Genomic DNA, 20504 nt, shown 5'->3' with positions numbered 1-20504 from the left:
GACCCCACGACGGTTTGGGGTCCAACAATAAAACAAGAGACACGTCATGATACTCAGCCAGGAACACCAAATGATCCGCGACGCGCTGCGCACCTTCGCGCAGGAACGCCTCGCCCCCAATGCCGCCCGCTGGGACAAGGAACACCACTTCCCCAAGGAAGAACTGAAGGAACTGGCCGCGCTGGGCGCCTTCGGCGTCGCCGTCCCCGAAGCACTGGGCGGCGCCGGCATGGACTACGTCTCGCTGGCCCTGGTGCTGGAAGAAATCGCCGCCGGCGACGGCGGCACCTCCACCATCATCTCCGTCAACAACTGCCCGGTGTGCAGCATCGGCATGATGTACGCCAACGCGCAGCAACAAGAACAATGGCTGCGTCCCCTGGCCCAGGGCGACATGCTCGGCGCCTTCTGCCTCACCGAACCGCACACCGGCAGCGACGCCGCCGCGCTGCGCACCACCGCCACGCGCGAGGGCGACCACTATGTGCTGAACGGCGTCAAACAGTTCATCACCAGCGGCAAGCACGCCGACGTGGCGATCGTCATGGCCGTCACCGACAAGAGCGCCGGCAAGAAAGGCATCAGCGCCTTCTGGGTGCCGACATCGACACCCGGCTACATCGTCGCCGGCATCGAGCAGAAGATGGGGCAGCACTCGTCCGACACCGCGCAAATCGTGTTTGACAACTGCCGCGTGCCGGCCGCCAACCTGATTGGCGAAGCGGGGCAAGGCTACAAGATCGCCCTGTCCGGGCTGGAGGGCGGCCGCATCGGCATCGCCTCGCAATCGGTGGGCATGGCGCGCGCCGCGTACGAAGCGGCGCTGCAGTACGCGCGCGAACGCGAAAGCTTCGGCCAGCCGATTTTCGAACACCAGTCGGTGCAATTCAAACTGGCCGAGATGGCGATGCAGATCGAAGCCGCGCGCCAGCTGATCCTGCACGCCGCCGCGATGAAGGACGCCGGCCTGCCCTGCCTGAAGGAAGCCGCCATGGCCAAGCTGTTCGCCTCCGAGATGGCGGAGAAAGTGTGTTCGGACGCCATCCAGATCCATGGCGGCTACGGCTACGTCAGCGACTTCCCGGTGGAACGCATCTACCGCGACGCCCGCGTGTGCCAGATCTACGAGGGCACCAGCGACATCCAGAAAATCCTCATCGCCCGCGCCCTCTAACGTCGTACCGGCGAAAGCCGGTACCCATAGAACGCATCAAGCACAGATATCGGAGAACAAATCCCGCCACAAGGGATTTGTCTTCTGTATCAACTCAATCTTCCAATCCCGCCGCCACTCCTTGATCTGCTTTTCCCGGGTGATGGCGGCGTAGATGTCCGTGTGCTGCTCAAACCAGACCAGACGCTTTACGTTGTACTGTTTGGTGAATCCATCGACCAATCCTTCGCGATGTTGCCACGCTCGTTGAATCAAGTTTGAGGTGACGCCGATGTACAGGGTTCCGTACCTTGCGCTGGCCATGATGTAGACGTAGCTGGTCTTGTCCATTTTTCTCATCCTGTGGTTGGATGAAAAATGGTTGCGCTACTGGGTCTGGTCGGCTTTGACTTGTCTTAAACGTTCTATGGATTCCGGCTTTCGCCGGAATGACGGGGTGGTTAGTTGGTGTTTGCGACGACCGCGTCGCCGATGGCGTAGAAGTTGCCGCCGGCGATGTAGTGCAGGCTGCGCCATTCCGGGCCGGCGTTCTCGAAGGCCCAGTGGCCGTTCTGGAACACGCGCTCGTCGGCATACGCGGCCACCACTTCGCCGATGAACAGGTCGTACACCTGTTCATTGCGCGGCTCCGGCAGCACCTTGCAGATCAGCCACGCCGACGATCCCTTCACCAGCGGCACATCGTAGCCGTCGGCGCGGAACAGCCCCACGCCGAACCTGGCCAGCTTGTCCGGCGCGTCGTTGGCGCTGGTGTGGCCGACGTCGTAGGTCAGCTGCAGCTGCGCCATGTTGGGCACCTGCAGCGCGAACCAGCCGCTCTTCTCCACCAGCGGCCGCGTGGCGGTGGCCTTGTCCAGCACCACTGTCACCTTGGGCGGCGCGAAATCCAGCGCGCACGACCACGCGGCCGACATCACATTCTCCACACCGCCATGACTGGCCGACACCAGCACCGTCGGCCCATGATTCAACAAACGATACGCTTTCTCCAGCGCCACCGGCTTGATATGCTGATCCAACTTGCACTCCTTATTGACGTGGCAGGGCGGTGTACACCACCTTGCCCAACACCGCGCTGGCAGGCACAAAGCCCCAGTAGCGGCTATCCAGGCTATTGTCCCGATTATCGCCCATGACGAAATAACTTGCCGGCGGCACGGTGCAGCTCAGCGTCTCGCCGTCATCGGTGCAGTCCTTCGACAGGTCGCGGCCGGCGCCCGGCTGGCGCGACGGCACGCCATCGTTCAGCAGAATGTCATGCACGGTCTGATCCAGTTTTTCGCGATAGCGCTGGCGATAGGCCAGCCGTTCCGGGTCGAGATAGTCAGCCAGTTGCTGGCCGCGCACGTCCACGCCATTCACCAGAACGTGCTTGTCGCGGTAGACGATCTTGTCGCCCGGCAGTCCGACCACGCGCTTGATGTATGTCTGTCGCGGATCGACCGGGTAATCGAACACCAGGATGTCACCGCGCGACAGCGGCGCGGTCATGGCACCATGCCCGAGGCGGTAGCCCATGGTGCCGTAGTAGCCGTAACCCCACTTCTGCACCAGCACATTCGCGCCCACCGGCAGTGTCGGCAGCATCGCCGATGAGGGAATGCGGAAAGGCTCGTACACGAACACACGCAACGACATCGCCACCAGCGACGCCACAACCACTACGCCAACTATCCCATGCCAGCGTGAATACCACGGACGCGGTTCGTCAAACCTCCGCTGGCCTGCAAAGCGGTACGCGCGCCAGATCCACAGCACCATCAGCGCCAACGAGAGCACGCCAAATAGCGCCTGCTGGCCCGGCACCAGAAAGCTGGCGATGCCCACCACCAGCGACAGCGCAAAGGCCAGCAGCGCCCAGCGTGGTGCGCCGACATACAGAAACGCCAGCGGCGACGCCAGGATACCCAGTACGACAGCAATCCATTTTTTGGGTTTCAAAAGAGCTCCAGACGGACAGCCAATGCCGCCAATGTGACAAACAACACCGGCAAAGTCAGGCACACGCCGACGCGGAAGTAATACCCCCACGTGATGCGCGTGCCCTTGTTGGCCAGCACGTGCAGCCAGAGCAGCGTGGCCAGGCTGCCGATCGGCGTGATCTTCGGACCAAGGTCGCTGCCGATCACGTTCGCGTAAATCATCGCCTCGCGCACCATGCCGTGCGCCGACGCCGCGTCCACCGACAACGCGCCAATCAGCACCGTCGGCAGGTTGTTCATGATCGACGACAGGATCGCCGTCAGGAAGCCAGTGCCCAGCGCCGCGCCCCACACGCCATGCTGGCCGCACCAGTCCAGCGCCGCCGTCAGATACGCCGTCAACCCGGCGTTGCGCAGGCCGTACACCACCAGGTACATCCCCAGCGAGAAGATCACGATCTGCCACGGCGCATGCAGCAGCACCTCGCGCGTGGAGATGCGGTGCCCGCGCGCCGCCACCACCAGCAGCACCAGCGATCCGGCCGCCGCCACCACGCTGATCGGCACGCCCATCGGCTCGATCACGAAGAAGCCGATCAGCAGCAGCGCCAGCACCCACCAGCCGGCGACAAACGTGGCGCGGTCGTGGATCGCCAGCGCCGGCGCCTTGATCTGCGTGACGTCGTAATCGGCCGGGATATCGCGTCGGAAGAACCACATCAGCGCCGCCAGCGTGGCCGCCACCGCCACCACGTTCACCGGCACCATCACCGCCGCGTAGCGCGCGAAGCTGATGCCGAAATAGTCGGCAGAGACGATGTTGACCAGGTTCGACACCACCAGCGGCAAGCTGGCCGTGTCGGCGATGAAGCCGGCCGCCATCACGAACGCCAGCGTGGCCTTGGCCGAGAAGCGCAATTCGCGCAGCATGGCGATGACGATCGGCGTCAGGATCAGCGCCGCGCCGTCGTTGGCGAACAGGCCGGACACCGCGGCGCCCAGCAGCACCAGCATGACGAACAGCCGCTTGCCGCTGCCGCGGCCCCAGCGCGCCACGTGCAGCGCCGCCCATTCGAAGAAGCCGGCTTTGTCCAGCAGCAGGCTGGTAATGATGATGGCCACGAAGGTGGCCGTGGCGTTCCAGATGATGTGCCACACCACCGGGATATCGCCGACGTGGATCACGCCAGCCAGCAGCGCCGCCAGCGCGCCCAGCGACGCGCTCCAGCCGATGCCCAGGCCGCGCGGCTGCCAGATCACCAGCACCAGCGTGGCGATGAAAATCAGCAGGGCGCTCAGCATTCGGCACCCAGCGTGCCGATGCGGTCCAGTTCCGCCTGCGACAGGGTCGGCGCGGCCAGGAAGGCCTCGATGCGCGCGCGGATAATGCGGTAGGTCCGCTCGAACGCCGCCTCGATCTCCTCCTCGCTGGCGACCAGATGGCTCGGATCATCCACGCCCCAATGGGTGCGCCGCACCGGGCCCAGATACGCCGGGCAGGTTTCGCCGGCGGCGCTGCCGCACACGGTCACCACCAGGTCCGGCGTCAGCGGCAGGTCGTCCCAGGATTTGCTGTAATAGCCGTCGGTGGCAATGCCTTTGCGCCGCAGCAGCGCCACCGCGCGCGGGTTCAACTGGCCGGTCGGCTGGCTGCCGGCGCTGATCGCCCGCCAGCCCTCCGGCGCCAGGTGGTTGAAGATGGCCTCGCTCATCACCGAGCGGCAGGAGTTGCCGGTACACAGAAAAAGTATGTTCATCGTTAGCAGGTGCCGCCACCGCAGCAGTTTTCAGTTAAAAATCCGATCAGGCCATGCATCGTGCCGGTATCGGCCGAATAGATGACGAATCTGCCCTCCTGGCGCGAGACGATCAGGCCGGCATGCGAGAGTTCCTTCAGGTGAAACGACAGGGACGAGGGCGCTATCGCCAGTTGCTCGCCGATCTTGCTGGCAGCCAGGCCCGTCGGGCCGGCCTGCACCAGCAGCCGGAACACCGCCAGCCGGCTCTCCTGCGCCAGGGCCGCCAGCGCGGCCAGTGTCTGCTTGGTATCCATGCGGCGATGCTACCGCAAACAATTCAACACTTCAAGTAATATTGAAATGAACCTGGTCAAGGCGGCGGGAAACCGGCGCGGATGTCGATCAGCTCGGCGGTGGGCAGGGCGCGCTGCACATCGGCGATGGCGGCGGAGAGGGCGGCGGCGGCGCTGTCGGCCGGACGCAGGAAGTCCAGCACCAGGCAGCCGGCGCGGTTGATGCTGACCAGCGCATCGTCGCAACCGCCGGCCGCCAGCTGGGCCGACAGCGCGTTGTAGTCGTGCTGCTGGGTGGCCAGCCGGTATCTGAGCGTAAAAGCGAATTCCATGGTTCACCTCCGTCCGTTCCTCAGAATAGGCCGGCCCCGCCCCGGCCGTTTGGGCGAACGCAAACGCGCGATAAAACCCGGACGAAAAAAAAGCCCGCATCGCTGCAGGCTTGATTCCAATGTATTACCTATGCTTCAATCGTACCGGGCTCCAAGGCTATCTGCCAGGTGAGGCGGCGTCCCAGGCGCCCATGCTATCTGCGTGGTGCCCCTGACGTGTAAATCGACCAATGTCTTCGGGATTACAACTCCGGCCTCCGCGTCACCTGCGCCATCGAACTTACACAACTCTGGGCGCGGCGCGTTGGCCGAACGTGGGACTGTTTGCAGGGCAAACCTCAACCACGAACGTAGTGTAACACAGATTTTTGTGCGGCGCACAAATTTATTTCGGCGCCGCTTGCGTGACCATCGACTGGGGCGCGCGGTTGGGCCGTTCGCGGCCGGCGCGCTCGAATTCGGATATCACCTGGGCGCCGAACAGCAGCAACGTGGCGCCAATTTCCAGGCTGAACATGACGATGATGGCGGTGGTCATCGAGCCATACACCACGTTCACCTGCGACAGCGTGGAGAAGTACCACACCAGGATGCGGCGGGCGATTTCCCACAGCAGCGCGGCCGTCACGCCGCCAATCAGCGCATGCGGCAGCGATAGCCGGCCGACCGGCATCACCAGGTAAATCGACGACAGCACCAGCACCTCGCCAGCCAGCCCCAGCAAATACAGCAGCACGCCCGACACGCCATTCAGCGACCAGCTGTAGCCGAACAGCCGCACGCTCTCCTCGCCCAGCACCTGCAGGCTGCCGGCCACCAGCGTGACCAGCAACATGCCGGCGCCCAGCGACAGGATGTAGCAGTAGGGCATGATCGCCGAGATCAAAAAATGCCGCCGCCGTATCGCCACGCGGTGCTTGAAGATGACGCTCATGGCGTTTTCCAGCACCGTGAAGGCCAGCGAACTGAAAAACAGCATGGTGACCACCAGCACGCCGCCGACCAGGTCGCGGTGTTCGAGGAAATGCGCCACCTCCGCCACGATCGGCCTGGACTGCCCCGGCACCAGCCAGTTCAGATAGCGGCCGACGGCTGACAGCAGCTCGTCCTGATCGATGACGTGCGACAAGGCCACCACCACCAGCATCAGCAGCGGCACGATGGACAGCAGCGAGTAATACGCCACCGCGCCCGCCAGCAGCAGGCCTTGGTTGGCGCGAAAGCCCTTCAGGCATTGCAGCGCGAAATCCAGGGGATGGCCGGCCACATAGGCCAGCGCCCTGCGGTTGAGTAGGTTCATGCTGTCATTCTATGCACCGCTCAGTGCGCGGTATGTGCGTCTACGTCCAGATAGCGCCAGTTGGTGAACTCCACCGGATGGCGGCGGTAATGTTTCAGCCACGGTTGCTGCAGGTCGGCGGAGATGGGATGCGTCAACAGCACCCACGGCGTGTAGGCGTGAATGAGTTGTGCCATTTCATCATACAGCGCGGTGCGCTGCGGCGAATCTCCCATCGAGCGGGCTTGCTCATAGCGCCGATTGTAGGCAGGCAGGTTGAAGCGCGCGTAATTGGCGCGGCCGGCGTTGGGGCCGTACAGCAATTGATAAAAATTATCGCCGTCGGGGAAGTCGGCTACCCAGTTGGTTTCAAACATCATCACCTTGCCGAGGCGCGAGGCTTTGATGATCTCGGTTTTCTTGTCGCTCTTGAAGGTGACGTTGAGGCCGATGGCATTCAGGTTCTTGCGCCACAGCTCGTCGCGCAGGCGGCCGACGGTGGAGGCTTCGCTGTGCATCACCAGCCGCAGCGGCTGGCCGTCCGGCCGGGTGCGGTAGCCGTCCTTGCCCTTGCGGTAGCCGTAGCGGTCCAGCAGCGCGTTGGCCAGCGCCGGATCGTAAGCAACCGGGCTGCGGAAGGCCGGATCGTAGCCCAGCACGTTCGGCGGCAGCGGCGTGGCGGCCGGCAGCGCCAGCCCTTTTTTCATTTGCGCGATGTCTTCCGCGCTGTTGTAGCCGAGCGCGATGGCGCGCCGCAGCGCGACTTTTTCCTTGCCGTAGCCGCCGATCACCGGATCGTCCATGTTCATCCACATGTAATAGGTTTGCAGCACGGGAAAGGGCGCCAGCACGATGCCCTTGCGCGCCAGCTCAGGCCGGAGCTGGTTGTCGGCGGTTAGCACCAGCTCTTTCATCGACTCCGGCACTTGTTCGAGGAAGTCGAATTCGCCGTTCAGGAAGCCGAGCACGCGCGACTGGTATTCTTCGACGATCTTGATGTCGATGCGGTCCAGCATCGGCAGGCGCTTGCCTGCGAACTCGGTCGGACGGAAGCCGCGGTTGGCCAGCAGCACGATCTGGTCGCTGCGCTGCCAGCGGCCGATCTTGAACGGGCCGGTGCCGACCGGGTGGTTGCCGGCCTGGGCGCCATGGGCTTCGACCACTTCGCGCGCCACCACGGCGGTGGCCGGCATCGCCAGGTAAAACAGGAAATTCGGATCGGGGGCCTTGAGGCGGATGCGCAGCGTGAACTTGTCCGGCGCGTCGATGCCGGCCACGCCGTCGAACAGGTACAGCCAAGGCGATTTCAGCGCCGGGTCGTACAGGCGCTTGAAGCTGTAGACGTAGTCGTCGGCCGTGGCCTGGCGGCGGGCGCCGTTGAAGGCGGGGTCGGGCGTGAAGTAGACGTCCTGGCGCAGGCGGAAGGTGTAGGTTTTGCCGTTGTCGCTCACTTGCGGCATGGCGGCGGCGGTGTTGGGCATCAGTTTGACCGGGCGGGCCAGGTAGTCGTAGCGCAGCAACGGGTCGAACAGGTTTTCTAGCAGGCTGAGGCTGGCGACGTCAGAGGCGACGGCGGGGTCGAGCCCGGTTTCGCTGGTGCTGAGGAAGGCGTGCAGGACTTTTTGCTCAGCATGGGCCGCATCGGCGGACCGTCCGCCGTTCGCCGGAGCGGCGGCGGCGGCGGTGGCGGTGGCGGTGGCGGTGGCGGTGGCGGTGGCGGTGGCGGCCAGCGCCAGCGTGGCGGCTGCACAAATTTTTAGCATGCTTCGCATCGGTCCTCGCACGGTAAAGCGGCAGCTTATAACTTTTTGAGCTTGCTTACCCGCTATACTTTGCAAATCGCCTACTGCAATCAAGAAAAATGTCGCTCAATTACATCTGGTCTGGCTTCTTCCTGGTGGGATTTCTGGCCGCGCTGGCGCAGTTCCTCTTCCTGGGCGACACGGAAATCTTCAAGCGCATCATAGACGGCACTTTCGACTCGGCCCGCACCGGCGTAATGGACATCGCGCTGCCGCTGGCCGGCGTCATGACGCTATGGCTGGGCATCATGAACATCGGCGAAAAAGCCGGCGCCATCGACCTGCTGGCCAAACTGATCGCGCCGTTCTTCTCGCGCATCTTCCCCGGCGTGCCATCCAACCACCCGGCCACTGGCCACATGGTGATGAACTTCTCGGCCAACCTGCTGGGCCTGGACAACGCCGCCACGCCGTTCGGCCTGAAAGCCATGGAAAGCCTGCAAACGCTCAATCCCAACAAGGACGAGCCGACCGACGCGCAAATCATGTTCCTGGTGCTGCACACCTCCGGCCTGACCCTGATTCCGCTGGCCATCATGGCGCAGCGCTCGATCCTGGGCGCGGCCGATCCGTCCGATATCTTCATTCCCTGCATGGTGGCGACCTACGTGGCGACCATGACCGGCATCATCGCCGTCGCCATCCGCCAGCGCATCAACCTGTTCAACCGCGTGGTGATGGGCTGGCTGGGCGGCATCACCGCCTTCATCGTCGGCGTGGTCTGGTACTTCACCCACTACCTGACCAAGCCGGAGATAGAAACCTTCTCCAAGGTATTCAGCAACTTCGTGCTGATCGCCGTCATCGCCGGCTTCATCATTGGCGCGCTGCGCAGGAAGGTCAACGTCTACGAGGCGTTCATCGAGGGCGCCAAGGGCGGCATCCAGACCTCGCTGACGGTGATTCCCTACCTGGTCGGCATGCTGGTGGCCATCAGCGTGATCCGCAACGCCGGCCTGCTGGGCTTTGTGGTGCAGGGCTTTAACTGGGTATTCAGCCACCTCGGCGTCAACACCGATTTCGTCGGCGCCCTGCCGACCGCGCTGATGAAGCCGCTGAGCGGCAGCGCCGCCAAGGCCATGATGATCGACACCATGCAGACCTACGGCGTCGATTCCTTTGTCGGCCGCCTGGCCTGCGTGTTCCAGGGCTCGGCCGATACCACCTTCTACATTGTCGCGCTGTACTTCGGCTCGGTCGGCATCCGCAAGACGCGCTACGCGATCTCCTGCGGCCTGATCGCCGACCTGGCCGGCGTGCTTGCCGCGATTGCGATTTCCTATGTCTTCTTCCACTAAATTGTTACGCCGTTGCCTTGTCGCCGCGCTGCTCGCGGCCAGCGCCGTGCACGCCCTTGCCGACGGCTTGCCCGAGCCGGTGGCGCTGCTGATGCAAGCGTCGAACATCCCGCCGGAAGCGGCCGGCATCATCGTCCTGCGCGGCGACACCACGCTGGTGTCGCACAACCCGCGGCAAAGCATGGCGCCGGGTTCGACGATGAAGCTGTTCACCACGTTGACGGCGCTGGAGCAACTGGGGCCGGTGTTTCGCGGCCGCACCGAATTGCGCAGCAGCGCCGACGTCGTCAACGGCGTGCTGCAAGGCGACCTGATCCTGCGCGGCGGCGCCGACGCCGACCTCAACGAGGACGTGCTGGGCCATATGCTGCAGGCGCTGCGCAACCAGGGCATCCGCCGCATCCAGGGCGACATCGTCGTCGACCGGCTGCTGTTCACGCCGGCGCGGCCGGACGCGGGGCAGCCGCCGTTTGACGAATATCCGTGGGCCTACTACAACGTCATCCCCAACGCCGCCCTGATCAACACCAACCTGCTGAAAGTGGAAATGCGCTCCACCGGCAACAAGCTGTCGCTGGTGATGATGCCGGAACTGGAAAACGTCAGCATCCGCTCGGACATGAAACTGACCGACAGCGCCTGCGCCGCCTGGGAAAACGGCTGGCGCACGCCGGACTACACGCGCAAGGGCGACCGCATCGAAGTCGTCCTGCACGGTAGCTTCCCCAAGGACTGTACCCGTAGCACCGCCATCAACGTGCTGGACAGCCAGGACTACCTCGCCCGCTTGCTGCTGGCCGAATGGAACAAGCTGGGCGGCGCCATCGGCGGCGAAGTGCGCGAGGCCAGCGCGCCCGCCGCCACCGACGCCGCCACGGCCACCACCGACGCCGCCCCTGCGGCACGTGCGGCAACGCCGGCCCCCGCCACCACGCGCCTGCTGGCCGAGCACGTCTCCCGCACGCTGCCGGAAATCATCCGCGACACCAACAAGCAATCCGACAACACGCTGGCGCGCACCATCTTCCTCAGCCTCGGCAGCCTGGAAGCCGACCCGCTGCTGGGCAGCAAACCGCTGCCGCCCGACACCAGCGGCGCCAGCACGCCGATGCGCGCCGAAACCGCCATCCGCGCCTGGCTGCAGCAGCACAACATCGACGGCAACGGCCTGGTGATCGACAACGGCTCCGGCCTGTCGCGCAGCGAACGCGCCACGCCGGCGCAACTGGCCGGCCTGCTGCAAGCCGGCCTGAAAAGCCTGTGGATGCCTGAATTCCTCGCCAGCCTGCCGGTGGCCGCCACCGACGGCACCATGCGCCGCCGCCTGAAAGACAGCCCCGCCGCCCAGCGCGCGCGGCTGAAAACTGGTAGCCTGAACGGCATGATCGCCATCGCCGGCTACGTACAGGACGCCAACAACCAGACCTGCATCGTGGTCGCCATCCTCAACGACGCCCACGTCGCCAACGGCGCCGGCCGCGCCGTGCTGGACGAACTGGTCGACTGGGTCGCCCGGAGCAGGCAAGAATAAAGGTAGAAAGAACTCTCGTAGAATATTGTTTGCGGTAACCAGGAACGTCGAACGATGCCTTTAACCGTCACCGAAATTCTAGGCCGATCTTTAGAAGGTCAAACCCAGCCATACATCTGTCGATGCGACGATGATGAGGTGTATTTTGTCAAGGGCAGATCGGCGACGAGCGCTGGATTGATTAACGAGTGGATAGCCGCTCGCTTGTGCAGTAGCTTGGCCCTGCCAATCGCACCTTATTCGATCGCGGTCGTTCCCGAAGAGCTGATAGCAGCCGATTTGACAGGCCAATACGCTGAACTCGGCGCTGGCCCCGCTTTTGTCCAAGCGAATCAACGCGACGAGCCTGACGCGTACACGCCTTCGAGCGATACCGCGACAGGTCCGGCACGATGTCCTCATGTTCGATTGGTGGGTGCATAATGCGGACCGCAACCTGACGGAGTTGGGTGGCAACCCGAATCTTTTGTGGAGCAATGAGCAGCCGGCGACGCTTACGATGATCGACCACAATCTTGCATTTGATCCCGATTTCAATGCTGCTGAGTTCTTGCATCTGCATATTTTCTCGGAAGAGGTACCTGCTCTTTTCAGCGATTTTCTTCTTCGGGAAAGTTACAGCGCCCGCTTCGATCAGGCATTCCAAAGTTGGGGGGATATTTGTGATACGCTTCCCGAAGCATGGTTCTTTATCGACGCAGAAAAGACTCTTCCAGTGAACTACCCGTTTGATGCTGTCAAGAAGCTCTTGGAGCGCGCCGCCTCCGAAGCCTTCTGGCAGCTACCGCCATGATGAATATCGCCTGCCACTATGCTATCGCCCGATTCGCTCCGTTCGTTGAAACCGGAGAGTTCGCCAATGTTGGCGTGGTGATGTTTGCGCCTGGTGCGCGCTTTTTTGGATTCAAGCTGCTGGGCAACCGATACGCCCGCGTCACCAATTTTTTTGAGGGGCTGGACACCAAGGTATTTAAAGGTTCGATCACTGGCCTGCGGGAAGAGTTAGACCGCATCTTGCGCATGCTTCAAGAGCCTGGCACGTTGAGCAAGGAGAGCCAGGTAGCGGTATGGACTGATCTGGTCAAGCCGCGCGAAACCATGGTGCGATTCAGTGAGCCCAGGATTGTCATGGCGGACGATTGCGAGGCTAAGCTGCTTGCGCTCTACGATTACTACGTCGGACACAACTTCGCCACCAAGGAATATCATGAAAAACTGCTTGAGCGGGCAGTTACGGGCTGGTTGCGTGATGCCGGTTTGCAGAACAAATTCCATCCAGCACGCATAGGCAACGACGAATACCACGCCCATTTTCCATTCGTCTCGGGCCCCGATACCCATCCCGAAAGAATCATTAAACCACTTAATCTCAACCATGCGGACGCGGCTAAAATCATCGATCACGGTGGACTGTGGCTGACTCGGATAGCTGCCTTGAAAAAGCGCGATCTGCTGCCGCCGCAAGTGTTATTCACTGTCCAGGGACCCGCTCCCGACGAATCATCACCGCGTGGCCGCGCAAAAAATGAGATTGTGACAGAACTGAAAAGCAAAGATGTGCTGGTCATTCCTCACGGGTCCGCATTGCCAATCATCGAGTTCGCCAAATCAGGCACTATTCCATCATATGAATCAACGTAAATTAGGTAAGCAGGGCCTGATCGTCTCGGCCCAGGGCCTGGGCTGCATGGGCATGAGCAACGTGTATGGCGCGGCGGATGAGGGCGAGTCGATCGCCACGCTGCACCGGGCGATTGAGCTGGGCATTAATTTCTTCGACACGGCGGAGGTGTACGGGCCGTATCACAACGAGGAGCTGCTGGGCCGCGCGTTCAAGGGGCGGCGCGGCGAGGTGATTCTGGCCACCAAATTCGGCTTCGATATCCGCGAGGGCGTGCGCAACGCCGTCACCAGCGATCCGGCGCATATCCGCGTGGCGGTGGAAGGCTCGCTGCGCCGGCTGGGCACCGATTACATCGATTTGCTGTATCAGCACCGCATCGATCCCAAAGTGCCGATCGAGGACGTGGTCGGCGTCATGGGCGAGCTGGTGCGGGAGGGCAAGGTGCGCTACCTGGGCCTGTCCGAGGCCGGCGTGGCGAATATCCGCCGCGCCCACGCGGTGCATCCGATCAGCGCGCTGCAAAGCGAGTATTCGTTGTGGGAGCGTAATCTGGAGGCCGACATCATCCCGCTGCTGCGCGAACTGGGCATCGGCCTGGTACCGTTCAGCCCGCTAGGACGCGGTTTCCTGGCCGGCACCGCCAAGCGCGCGGAAGACTATCCGCCGAGCGATTTCCGCCACCAGGACCCCCGCATGCAGGGCGCCAACTTTGACGCCAACATGCAGGCGGCGCAGGCGGTGCGCGAACTGGCCGCCGCCCGCGGCCTGACAGCGGGCCAGGTCGCGCTGGCCTGGGTGCTGCATCAGGGCGACGACATTGTGCCGATTCCCGGCACCCGCCGCCGCGCCAACCTGGAGCAGAACGCCGCCGCCACCGACGTGACGCTCAGCGCCAGCGACATCGCCACGCTGGAGCAGGCGCTGCGACAGGTCGCCGGCCCGCGCTACAGCGCCGAACGCATGGCCAACGTCGACCGCTAAGGCAGTCGCCCGGCCGGCAACGACGTCCATCCGTACATGGCCCCCCAGCCGCACGCCGCCGGCAACCCGCCCGGCGCAGACGGCGCGCGACGCCGCTTGACCTTGTTGCGACAACTGTCGCATAATGATGGCAACAGTCGCATATGGAGTCGCTCGTGTCTATCTTCGCTACCTTTACCGGCCTGGAGCCGCTAGCGCTGCGCTTTGCGCTGGCCAGCGCCGGCTGCGTGGCCGCCGGCCTCGGCGTGTGGGCGGTGACCGCGCTGTGCCGCCGCTGGCTGCCGGCCATCGCCGCGCAGCGGTCGGTGTGGCTGCTGGGCCAGTGCACCATCGTCGCCGCCTTCCTGCTGATCCTGATGCCACAGAGCGAACGCCTGCGCGTGCTGCCCGCCATCGACATCGAAAGCTATGCGACCCCGGCGCCAGCCGCGCGCGCCGACACCGGCACCGCGTCGCCGGCCGCCGCCGTGGCCGAGGCGCCGGCCGCGCTCACGCCGCAGTCGATGCTGGCCTGCGCCACGCAAGGCTGGCTGCTGCTGTACGCGCTGGGCCTTGGCTACTCGCTGATCCAACTGCTGCGCACCCGCCGCGCGCTGCACGCCCTGGCCGCCGCCGGCCACCGCACCGGCGCCGCGCCGGTGCACACCATCGAAGTCGACGCGCCCATCTCGCCGATGCTGTTTGGCCTGTTCCGCCCGCGCCTGCTGCTGCCGCTGCACCTGCGCGCTTTCGACGCCGACCAGCGCCAGATGATCGTCGAACATGAACTGACACACTGGCGCCGCCACGACCTGCAATGGGCCAGCGCCGGCATCGTGCTGCAAACGCTGCTGTGGTTTAACCCCTTCATGCGCCTGCTGCGCAACCAACTGTCGTGGGCCCAGGAACTGGGTTGCGACCGCGACGTGCTGCACGGCCGTCCAGCCACCCAGCGCAAAGCCTACGCCGCCGCGCTGGTCGCCCAACTGAAGCTGCAACAGACGCCCATCGCCACCGCCCTCGCCTTCGGCCACGTCACCCAGTCCACGCTGGCCGACCGTATCGCGCTGATCCGCACACCGGTCCAGGCGCTGCGAGGCCCGTGGACCCGCATCGCCACGCTGGCCGCCCTGGGTGCCGTGCTGGCCGCCAGCCTCGCGCTGCGACCGTCGCTGGCATCGCCAAGCGCCGCCCAGTTGTCGTGCGTGGCGCTGATGGATGCCGCCACCGGTCAGCAACTGCGCCGCGACGGCCAGTGCGAGACCCGCGCCACGCCGGCTTCCACCTTCAACATCGTGGTCGCCCTGATGGGCTACGACAGCGGCATCTTGATCGACGAGCACACGCCGGTGATCAAGTACGACCCACGCTACACCACCTGGAACCACGAGGACTGGCGCATCGACACCGATCCCTCCAGCTGGATCAAATACTCCAACCTGTGGTTCGCGCAGCAGGTCACCACGCGGCTGGGCGCCACGGGACTGCAGGACTACGTCAACCGCTTTGGCTACGGCAACCGGGACGTCTCTGGCACGCACGGCGCACACGATGGCCTGACCCAGTCATGGGTGCAGTCATCGCTGCAGATTTCGGCCGACGAGCAGATTGCCTTCCTGCGCAAGATCGTCAACCGCCAGCTGCCGATATCGGCCAAGGCCTACGACATGACCGCCCGCATCCTGCATCCGCAAACGCTGACCAACGGCTGGACCATCTACGGCAAAACCGGCACCGCCTCGCCGACGCTGCCCAACGGCGGCGATGACGACAGCCGCCAGTACGGCTGGTACGTCGGCTGGGCCACCAAGGGCGGGCGCACCATCGTCTTCGCCAACCTGCGGCTCGACCAGCGGCAGGAAGACTACGCCGGCTTCCGCACGCGCGAAGCCTTCCTGCGCAACGTCGCCACGCAACTCGACACGCTTTAACCACCACCCACCGAGGAGACATCTTGTCCACACTGAGCCGCATGGCATTCGCCATCGCAGCATGCTGCTGCACACCCGTCGCCGGCGCCGCCGACCTGCAAACCGTGGTCGATCAGGCCATCCAGCCGATCATGAAAGCGTACAGCGTGCCCGGCATCGCCGTCGCCGTCACGATCGATGGCAAGCCGGCCTTCTTCAGCTACGGCGTGGCGTCGAAGGAAAGCGGCGCGCCGGTCAGCGAACACACGCTGTTCGAGCTGGGCTCCGTCAGCAAGACCTTTACCGCCACCATGGCCGCCTACGCGCTGGCGCAGGGCAAGTTGTCGCTGGACGACCACCCGAGCCGCTATGTGCCCAAGCTGAAAGGCACGCCGCTCGACCAGGCCACGGTGCTCCACTTCGGCACCTACACCGCCGGTGGTCTGCCGCTGCAATTCCCGGACGACGTGGCGGACGATGAGCAGGGCATGCTGATCTACTTCGGCGGATTCAAGCCGACCGCCTCGCCGGGCAAGGTGCGCGTGTATTCCAATCCGAGCCTGGGCATGTTCGGCCACCTGGCCGGCCTGTCGCTGCAAGCCGATCCGGCCGACGTGCTGGAAAAGCAGATCCTGCCCAAGCTGGGCATGACCAGCACCTACCTGCGCATGCCGCGCGGCGCGATGGCCCATTACGCCTGGGGCTACAACAAGGACAACAAGCCGGTGCGCATGGGACAAGAGCTGTTTTCCGGCCAGACCTACGGCGTCCGCTCCAGCACCGCGGACATGATCCGCTACGTGCAGGCCAACATCGATCCGGCTCATCTGGACGACAGCGTACGGCGCGCCATCGAAGGCACGCACGTCGGCTACTACCGCGTCGGCGGCATGGTGCAAGGACTGGGCTGGGAACAGTACGCGATGCCGGTGTCGCTGGACACGCTACAGGCCAACAACTCCGACAAGATGAGCCGCGACGCCAATCCGGTGGCGCTGCTGACGCCACCGAAAGCGCCGTCCGCCAACACCTGGTACAACAAGACCGGCGCCACCAACGGCTTCGGCGCCTACGTCGCCTTTGTACCGGCGAAGAAAATCGGCATCGTCATTTTGGCCAACAGGAACTACCCGATCGCCGAGCGCGTCAAGGCCGCCTACACCATCCTCAACGCGCTCAAGGATTAAGGGCCGCCGTCCGCCGGCGCGGCAGCTGCCGGCACTATCGGCACGGGGCTGGTCAGCACGTCCAGGATGGCGGCGGTTTCCGCATCCGGCGTGCCGTCGTATAGCGCCGGGCGGTACTTGGTCTGGAAGACCGAGATGACGTTGCGGGTGGCCTGATCCAGTTCGCCGGTCTGCGGCACGGCGTAGCCATGCTCGGCCAGCTTGCGCTGGAACCAGGCCACCTCCGGCAGCTGTTCCTGGAAGCCCGGCAGGCGCGCCGCCACGCGGCTGGGCTCGGGCCACGGAATCAGGCCGGCGTCGGCCAGCTGCTTCCACGGGAACAGCGGTCCCGGATCCTGCTTGCGCTGCGGCGCGATCTCGTTGTGGCCGAGGATATTCCCCGGCGCGATGTTGTGGCGCTTGACGATGTCCTTCAACAGCAAAATCAGCTGGTCGATCTGCGCCTGCTTGAACGGCGCGTAGACACGGCCCTCCGGCGTCTCCTTGAAGCCCGGGTTGACGATCTCGATGCCGATCGATGCGGCGTTGAGCTGGTTGTAGATCTTCCAGCTGCTATAGCCGGCGTGGTTGGACTGGCGCGATTCGTCCACCAGCGTGTAGAAGAACGGCTGCTCCGTGTCGGTCAGCAGGTAGTGCGCGCTGACGTCGCCGGTGGTCAGCGTCCTGATCGAACGCGGCGTGTCGCTGACCGTGTAGTGGACGATGATGTACTTGATGCGGTCACTCTGCGCGCGCGAAGTCAGCGAGTGGTCCAGGCGCGGACCGGCCGGCGGTGGCGGCACCGTGGCGCAACCGGCCACCAGCGCGGTCAGGGCAAGCAGGGGAACTATCTTCATGGCGTCATCTCGGCAATCGGTTCAATGAGGGGAGTGTAGAGCAATCCGCGCCGCCGCGTGGTGGGCAAGGGTGTGGCGCTGCGTCAGCGACAGGTCCGCCGGCAGCGCCGCGCGCATGCTCTGCGCGATCAGCGGGTGCAGCTGCGCCGCCCGGCCGCCCAGCACGATCGGCCGCGCGCCATAGCGGCCCACCAGCGCCAGCGCGATGCGCGCCAGTTCGCGGCCGGCGTTGTCGAGTATCGATCGCGCCACCGGATCGGCATCGGCGCTGGCGGCGACGGCCAGCGCCAGGCTGCCGATGGCGCCGCGATCCTGGCCGTAGATGAACTGGCGCGACAGCGCCCAGTCGCTGCCGCCGATCTGGCCGAACACCGCGCGCGCCATGGCCGACTGCTGCCACGCGCCCGGCTGCTCGTCCTCCCGCCGCCAGATGTGGCGCATGGCCTCGCGCGCGATCCAGAAGCCGCCGCCGCCATCGTCCAGCGTTACGCCACGGCCGCCGGCGCGGTGGAACTGGCCGTCGGCGTCGATCCACGCGGCGATGGAGCCGGTGCCGGCGTACACCAGGTAGCCCTGGCCCGGCGCAAAGCTGTCCAGATACGCGATCTCGACGTCGCTGCGCACACTGATGCTGGCTGGCGCGATCTTCAGCACCTCGGCCAGCAGTTGCGTGGCCTGCATGCTGGCGCCGTCAAAGCCCGTCAGGCCGGCGCAGGCGCGCACCGGCTGCCCGGCCGCCAGCACCTGCGTGGCCAGCATGGCAAAGATGCCGCGCACCGCGTCGCGGCCGGCGGTGCTGTTCATCTGCGTGGCCGACATGCCGCCGACGCTGCCCTCGGCCACGATGGCGCCCGCCGCATCGGCCAGCGCCCAGCGGGTTTGCGTGCCGCCCGCATCGATGCCCAGACCGAGATCGCTCATCATCCGCTCCGCGTGTAGACGTGTATCCGTTCGCTCTCGTTGCCAAGGCGGTCGACCGCGCTGACCACCACCACCTGCGCGGCGCCGCCCGCCGCGTCGTCGGCCAACAGCAGCACCGGCCGCGACGCCGGCGCCACCGCGAAGCGCCACTCGTTGCCGTAGCGCGACCAGATCGCATAATGCGCAACCGGCTTGCCGGCGCCGGCGGACAGCTTGAGCGCCACGCCATTGCTCTCGCGCCGCGCGGCCGCCTGCGGCGCGGCCGGTGCATCGCTGCCCAGCCATGGCGTGGGCGGCGTCAGCGCGGCGGTCTGGTAGGCCAGGGTGCGCAGCTGATCGGTGATGCCCTTGCGGTTTTCCATCAGCGCCGCGATCGAGAAGTGCAGGTGGCCGCGCACGCCATTACGGCTGCGCGTGACGCCGATCTGCTTGACGATTTCCTCCGGCGCGAACGACTTGATGCTGTTGTCGATGCGGCTGGTGTACAGGCCGGGCCAGACATGACGCGCCTGCGTGTTCTGCGCCAGCCAGTAATCCAGCAGCACGTCGAATGCCTGCGGCGCCTGCGCCACCGGCCAATACAGCTGCGGCGCCAGGTAATCCAGCCAGCCGTTGGCCAGCCACAGTTCCGCGTCCGCATACAGCTTGTCGTACTGGCTGAAACCGATGATGCCGGCCGGGCGGCGGTCCGGCCGTCCAATGCCGAAGGGGCTGATGCCGAAGCGCACCCACGACTTTTCCTTGCGGATGCCCAGGTACATCGCTTCGATCAGCGCATTGACGTTCTGGCGGCGCCAGTGCGCGCGGTCCAGCGTGCCGCCTCCCAGCAGGTAGCGCTGCCACGAGATCTGGTCCGGGAACTCCAGCTCCTGGCGGGCGCCGACGCCGCCGTCCAGCGCCACGCCTTCCGGCCCGGCCGCATTCGGCGTATCGATCGGATAGGGATAGAAGTAGTCATCGATATGCACGCCGTCGATATCGTAGCGGCGCACCACGTCCAGCACCACGTTCAGCGTGTGCTGCGACGCCGCCGCCTCGCCCGGATCCATCCACAGATAGCGACCGTACGGCTTGACCACCTCCGGCAGCTTGCGGCCGATATGGTTGGCGGCCAGCGGGGTCTTGGCGGTGGCGTGGCGCGCGCGGTAGGGATTGAACCACGCGTGCAGTTCCAGTCCGCGCGCGTGCGCCTGCTCGATCCAGAACTGCAGCGGATCCCACGGCTGCGCCGGCGGGCGGCCCTGCTGGCCGGTGAGGAACTCGGACCACGGCTCCAGCTCGGACGGATAAATCGCGTCGGCGCTGGGGCGCACCTGCAGCACGATGGCGTTGAGGTTCAGCGCCCGCGCGCGGTCGAGAATGGCGACGGCTTCGGCCTGCTGTTTGGCCGTGCTCAAATTGCTGCGGCTGGGCCAGTCGATATTGGCCACGGTCGATACCCAGGCGGCGCGGAATTCGCGCGGCGCCGGCGGCGGCGTGTGGGGATCGGCCGGCGCGGGGGCCGGCAGCGGACGCGCCGCGCCCGCGTCGGCGGGACGCGGGGCCGGCGTGGCGCCCGCCGCCGGCGCGGGCGCACTCGGCGTGCTGGAACATCCCTCAAGCAGCGCCGCCAGACCGGCCGCCACGCCAGCCGACAAGGTCAGCCGCTTCTTCGCATCAAAAACCAAAACCACTCTCCGAATCAGTTGAGATCGAC

The 20504-nt window shown here is 65.0% G+C and carries 19 protein-coding genes and 1 pseudogene; 8 read left to right on the top strand and 12 right to left on the bottom strand.

The genetic code is table 11. The features are described 5' to 3' along the window. Positions 1–46: 46 nt before the first annotated feature. Complete coding sequence (locus FHW58_RS19250) at positions 47–1174, top strand: acyl-CoA dehydrogenase family protein (RefSeq protein WP_179674790.1); 1128 nt, start codon at positions 47–49, stop codon at positions 1172–1174. A 36-nt stretch (positions 1175–1210) separates the two neighbouring features. Here FHW58_RS19250 and FHW58_RS19245 read toward each other — a convergent pair whose 3' ends face one another. The 9 genes from FHW58_RS19245 to FHW58_RS19205 form a co-directional block, all read right to left on the bottom strand. Then, positions 1211–1504, bottom strand: coding sequence for a GIY-YIG nuclease family protein (locus FHW58_RS19245; protein WP_179674789.1), 294 nt, complete (start codon positions 1502–1504; stop codon positions 1211–1213). 110 nt (positions 1505–1614) lie between these two features. Continuing rightward, positions 1615–2193 (bottom strand): flavin reductase family protein, encoded by a 579-nt coding sequence (locus FHW58_RS19240; RefSeq protein ID WP_179674788.1) that lies wholly within the window; start codon positions 2191–2193, stop codon positions 1615–1617. A 10-nt stretch (positions 2194–2203) separates the two neighbouring features. After that, the gene (lepB, locus tag FHW58_RS19235; protein WP_179674787.1) at positions 2204–3115 is read right to left on the bottom strand and encodes a signal peptidase I; all 912 of its coding nucleotides are present in this window, start codon (positions 3113–3115) and stop codon (positions 2204–2206) included. Further along, positions 3112–4398: an arsenic transporter gene (locus FHW58_RS19230; protein ID WP_179674786.1), complete on the bottom strand. Its 1287-nt coding sequence runs from the start codon at positions 4396–4398 to the stop codon at positions 3112–3114. Before FHW58_RS19230 ends, lepB begins: the two co-directional genes overlap by 4 nt. Further along, positions 4392–4853 (bottom strand): arsenate reductase ArsC, encoded by a 462-nt coding sequence (locus FHW58_RS19225; RefSeq protein ID WP_179674785.1) that lies wholly within the window; start codon positions 4851–4853, stop codon positions 4392–4394. The genes FHW58_RS19230 and FHW58_RS19225 overlap by 7 nt, the downstream gene beginning before the upstream one ends. A 2-nt stretch (positions 4854–4855) precedes the next feature. Further along, positions 4856–5149 (bottom strand): helix-turn-helix transcriptional regulator, encoded by a 294-nt coding sequence (locus FHW58_RS19220; RefSeq protein ID WP_179674784.1) that lies wholly within the window; start codon positions 5147–5149, stop codon positions 4856–4858. A 56-nt stretch (positions 5150–5205) separates the two neighbouring features. Beyond that, positions 5206–5460, bottom strand: a complete 255-nt coding sequence (locus FHW58_RS19215; protein WP_179674783.1) for a hypothetical protein — start codon at positions 5458–5460, stop codon at positions 5206–5208. A gap of 385 nt (positions 5461–5845) precedes the next feature. Continuing rightward, positions 5846–6760 carry a YihY/virulence factor BrkB family protein gene (locus FHW58_RS19210; RefSeq protein WP_179674782.1) on the bottom strand — a complete coding sequence of 305 codons (915 nt, stop codon included), beginning with the start codon at positions 6758–6760 and terminating at the stop codon, positions 5846–5848. 20 nt (positions 6761–6780) lie between these two features. After that, positions 6781–8502: an ABC transporter substrate-binding protein gene (locus FHW58_RS19205; RefSeq protein ID WP_179674781.1), complete on the bottom strand. Its 1722-nt coding sequence runs from the start codon at positions 8500–8502 to the stop codon at positions 6781–6783. Between the two features lie 98 nt (positions 8503–8600). Here FHW58_RS19205 and FHW58_RS19200 point away from each other — a divergent pair, with 98 nt between their 5' ends. From FHW58_RS19200 to ampC, 7 genes and pseudogenes are all read left to right on the top strand, one after another. Continuing rightward, positions 8601–9839 (top strand): nucleoside recognition domain-containing protein, encoded by a 1239-nt coding sequence (locus tag FHW58_RS19200; protein WP_179674780.1) that lies wholly within the window; start codon positions 8601–8603, stop codon positions 9837–9839. Continuing rightward, positions 9823–11370 (top strand): D-alanyl-D-alanine carboxypeptidase/D-alanyl-D-alanine-endopeptidase, encoded by a 1548-nt coding sequence (gene dacB / locus FHW58_RS19195; RefSeq protein ID WP_229265405.1) that lies wholly within the window; start codon positions 9823–9825, stop codon positions 11368–11370. Before FHW58_RS19200 ends, dacB begins: the two co-directional genes overlap by 17 nt. A gap of 54 nt (positions 11371–11424) precedes the next feature. After that, positions 11425–12163, top strand: a pseudogene (locus FHW58_RS27960) (HipA family kinase). Further along, the gene (locus FHW58_RS19185) at positions 12160–13011 is read left to right on the top strand and encodes a DUF3037 domain-containing protein (protein WP_179674778.1); all 852 of its coding nucleotides are present in this window, start codon (positions 12160–12162) and stop codon (positions 13009–13011) included. Before FHW58_RS27960 ends, FHW58_RS19185 begins: the two are co-directional and overlap by 4 nt. Further along, on the top strand, positions 12998–13975 hold the full coding sequence (locus FHW58_RS19180) for an aldo/keto reductase (RefSeq protein WP_179674777.1): 978 nt from the start codon (positions 12998–13000) through the stop codon (positions 13973–13975). The genes FHW58_RS19185 and FHW58_RS19180 overlap by 14 nt, the downstream gene beginning before the upstream one ends. A 155-nt stretch (positions 13976–14130) precedes the next feature. Then, positions 14131–15885: a class D beta-lactamase gene (gene blaOXA, locus FHW58_RS19175; RefSeq protein WP_373996705.1), complete on the top strand. Its 1755-nt coding sequence runs from the start codon at positions 14131–14133 to the stop codon at positions 15883–15885. A gap of 41 nt (positions 15886–15926) precedes the next feature. Beyond that, complete coding sequence (ampC, locus tag FHW58_RS19170; RefSeq protein WP_373996711.1) at positions 15927–17051, top strand: class C beta-lactamase; 1125 nt, start codon at positions 15927–15929, stop codon at positions 17049–17051. Here ampC and FHW58_RS19165 read toward each other — a convergent pair. From FHW58_RS19165 to FHW58_RS19155, 3 genes are read right to left on the bottom strand one after another with little or no spacing between them, the layout of a single operon-like run. Then, positions 17048–17887 carry an N-acetylmuramoyl-L-alanine amidase gene (locus FHW58_RS19165; RefSeq protein ID WP_179674774.1) on the bottom strand — a complete coding sequence of 280 codons (840 nt, stop codon included), beginning with the start codon at positions 17885–17887 and terminating at the stop codon, positions 17048–17050. The genes ampC and FHW58_RS19165 overlap by 4 nt on opposite strands. 21 nt (positions 17888–17908) lie before the next feature. Further along, a complete protein-coding gene (locus tag FHW58_RS19160) occupies positions 17909–18808 on the bottom strand; it encodes an N-acetylglucosamine kinase (RefSeq protein WP_179674773.1) in 900 nt (299 codons plus the stop codon). After that, on the bottom strand, positions 18808–20481 hold the full coding sequence (locus tag FHW58_RS19155) for a family 10 glycosylhydrolase (RefSeq protein WP_179674772.1): 1674 nt from the start codon (positions 20479–20481) through the stop codon (positions 18808–18810). Before FHW58_RS19155 ends, FHW58_RS19160 begins: the two co-directional genes overlap by 1 nt. Positions 20482–20504 lie beyond the last annotated feature (23 nt).

Source organism: Duganella sp. 1224, assembly GCF_013408245.1.
Lineage (GTDB): Bacteria > Pseudomonadota > Gammaproteobacteria > Burkholderiales > Burkholderiaceae_D > Rugamonas.
The sequence above is the reverse complement of the archived record's forward strand: the minus strand, read 5'-3'. Positions and strand labels throughout refer to the sequence as shown.

Coding starts and splice junctions, on each gene's coding strand:
- FHW58_RS19250 (WP_179674790.1), top strand. CDS start 47: ATGATACTCAGCCAGGAACACCAAATGATCCGCGACGCGCTGCGCACC.
- FHW58_RS19245 (WP_179674789.1), bottom strand. CDS start 1,504: ATGGACAAGACCAGCTACGTCTACATCATGGCCAGCGCAAGGTACGGA.
- FHW58_RS19230 (WP_179674786.1), bottom strand. CDS start 4,398: ATGCTGAGCGCCCTGCTGATTTTCATCGCCACGCTGGTGCTGGTGATC.
- FHW58_RS19225 (WP_179674785.1), bottom strand. CDS start 4,853: ATGAACATACTTTTTCTGTGTACCGGCAACTCCTGCCGCTCGGTGATG.
- FHW58_RS19220 (WP_179674784.1), bottom strand. CDS start 5,149: ATGGATACCAAGCAGACACTGGCCGCGCTGGCGGCCCTGGCGCAGGAG.
- FHW58_RS19215 (WP_179674783.1), bottom strand. CDS start 5,460: ATGGAATTCGCTTTTACGCTCAGATACCGGCTGGCCACCCAGCAGCAC.
- FHW58_RS19210 (WP_179674782.1), bottom strand. CDS start 6,760: ATGAACCTACTCAACCGCAGGGCGCTGGCCTATGTGGCCGGCCATCCC.
- FHW58_RS19205 (WP_179674781.1), bottom strand. CDS start 8,502: ATGCTAAAAATTTGTGCAGCCGCCACGCTGGCGCTGGCCGCCACCGCC.
- FHW58_RS19200 (WP_179674780.1), top strand. CDS start 8,601: ATGTCGCTCAATTACATCTGGTCTGGCTTCTTCCTGGTGGGATTTCTG.
- dacB (WP_229265405.1), top strand. CDS start 9,823: ATGTCTTCTTCCACTAAATTGTTACGCCGTTGCCTTGTCGCCGCGCTG.
- FHW58_RS19185 (WP_179674778.1), top strand. CDS start 12,160: ATGATGAATATCGCCTGCCACTATGCTATCGCCCGATTCGCTCCGTTC.
- FHW58_RS19180 (WP_179674777.1), top strand. CDS start 12,998: ATGAATCAACGTAAATTAGGTAAGCAGGGCCTGATCGTCTCGGCCCAG.
- ampC (WP_373996711.1), top strand. CDS start 15,927: ATGGCATTCGCCATCGCAGCATGCTGCTGCACACCCGTCGCCGGCGCC.
- FHW58_RS19165 (WP_179674774.1), bottom strand. CDS start 17,887: ATGAAGATAGTTCCCCTGCTTGCCCTGACCGCGCTGGTGGCCGGTTGC.
- FHW58_RS19160 (WP_179674773.1), bottom strand. CDS start 18,808: ATGAGCGATCTCGGTCTGGGCATCGATGCGGGCGGCACGCAAACCCGC.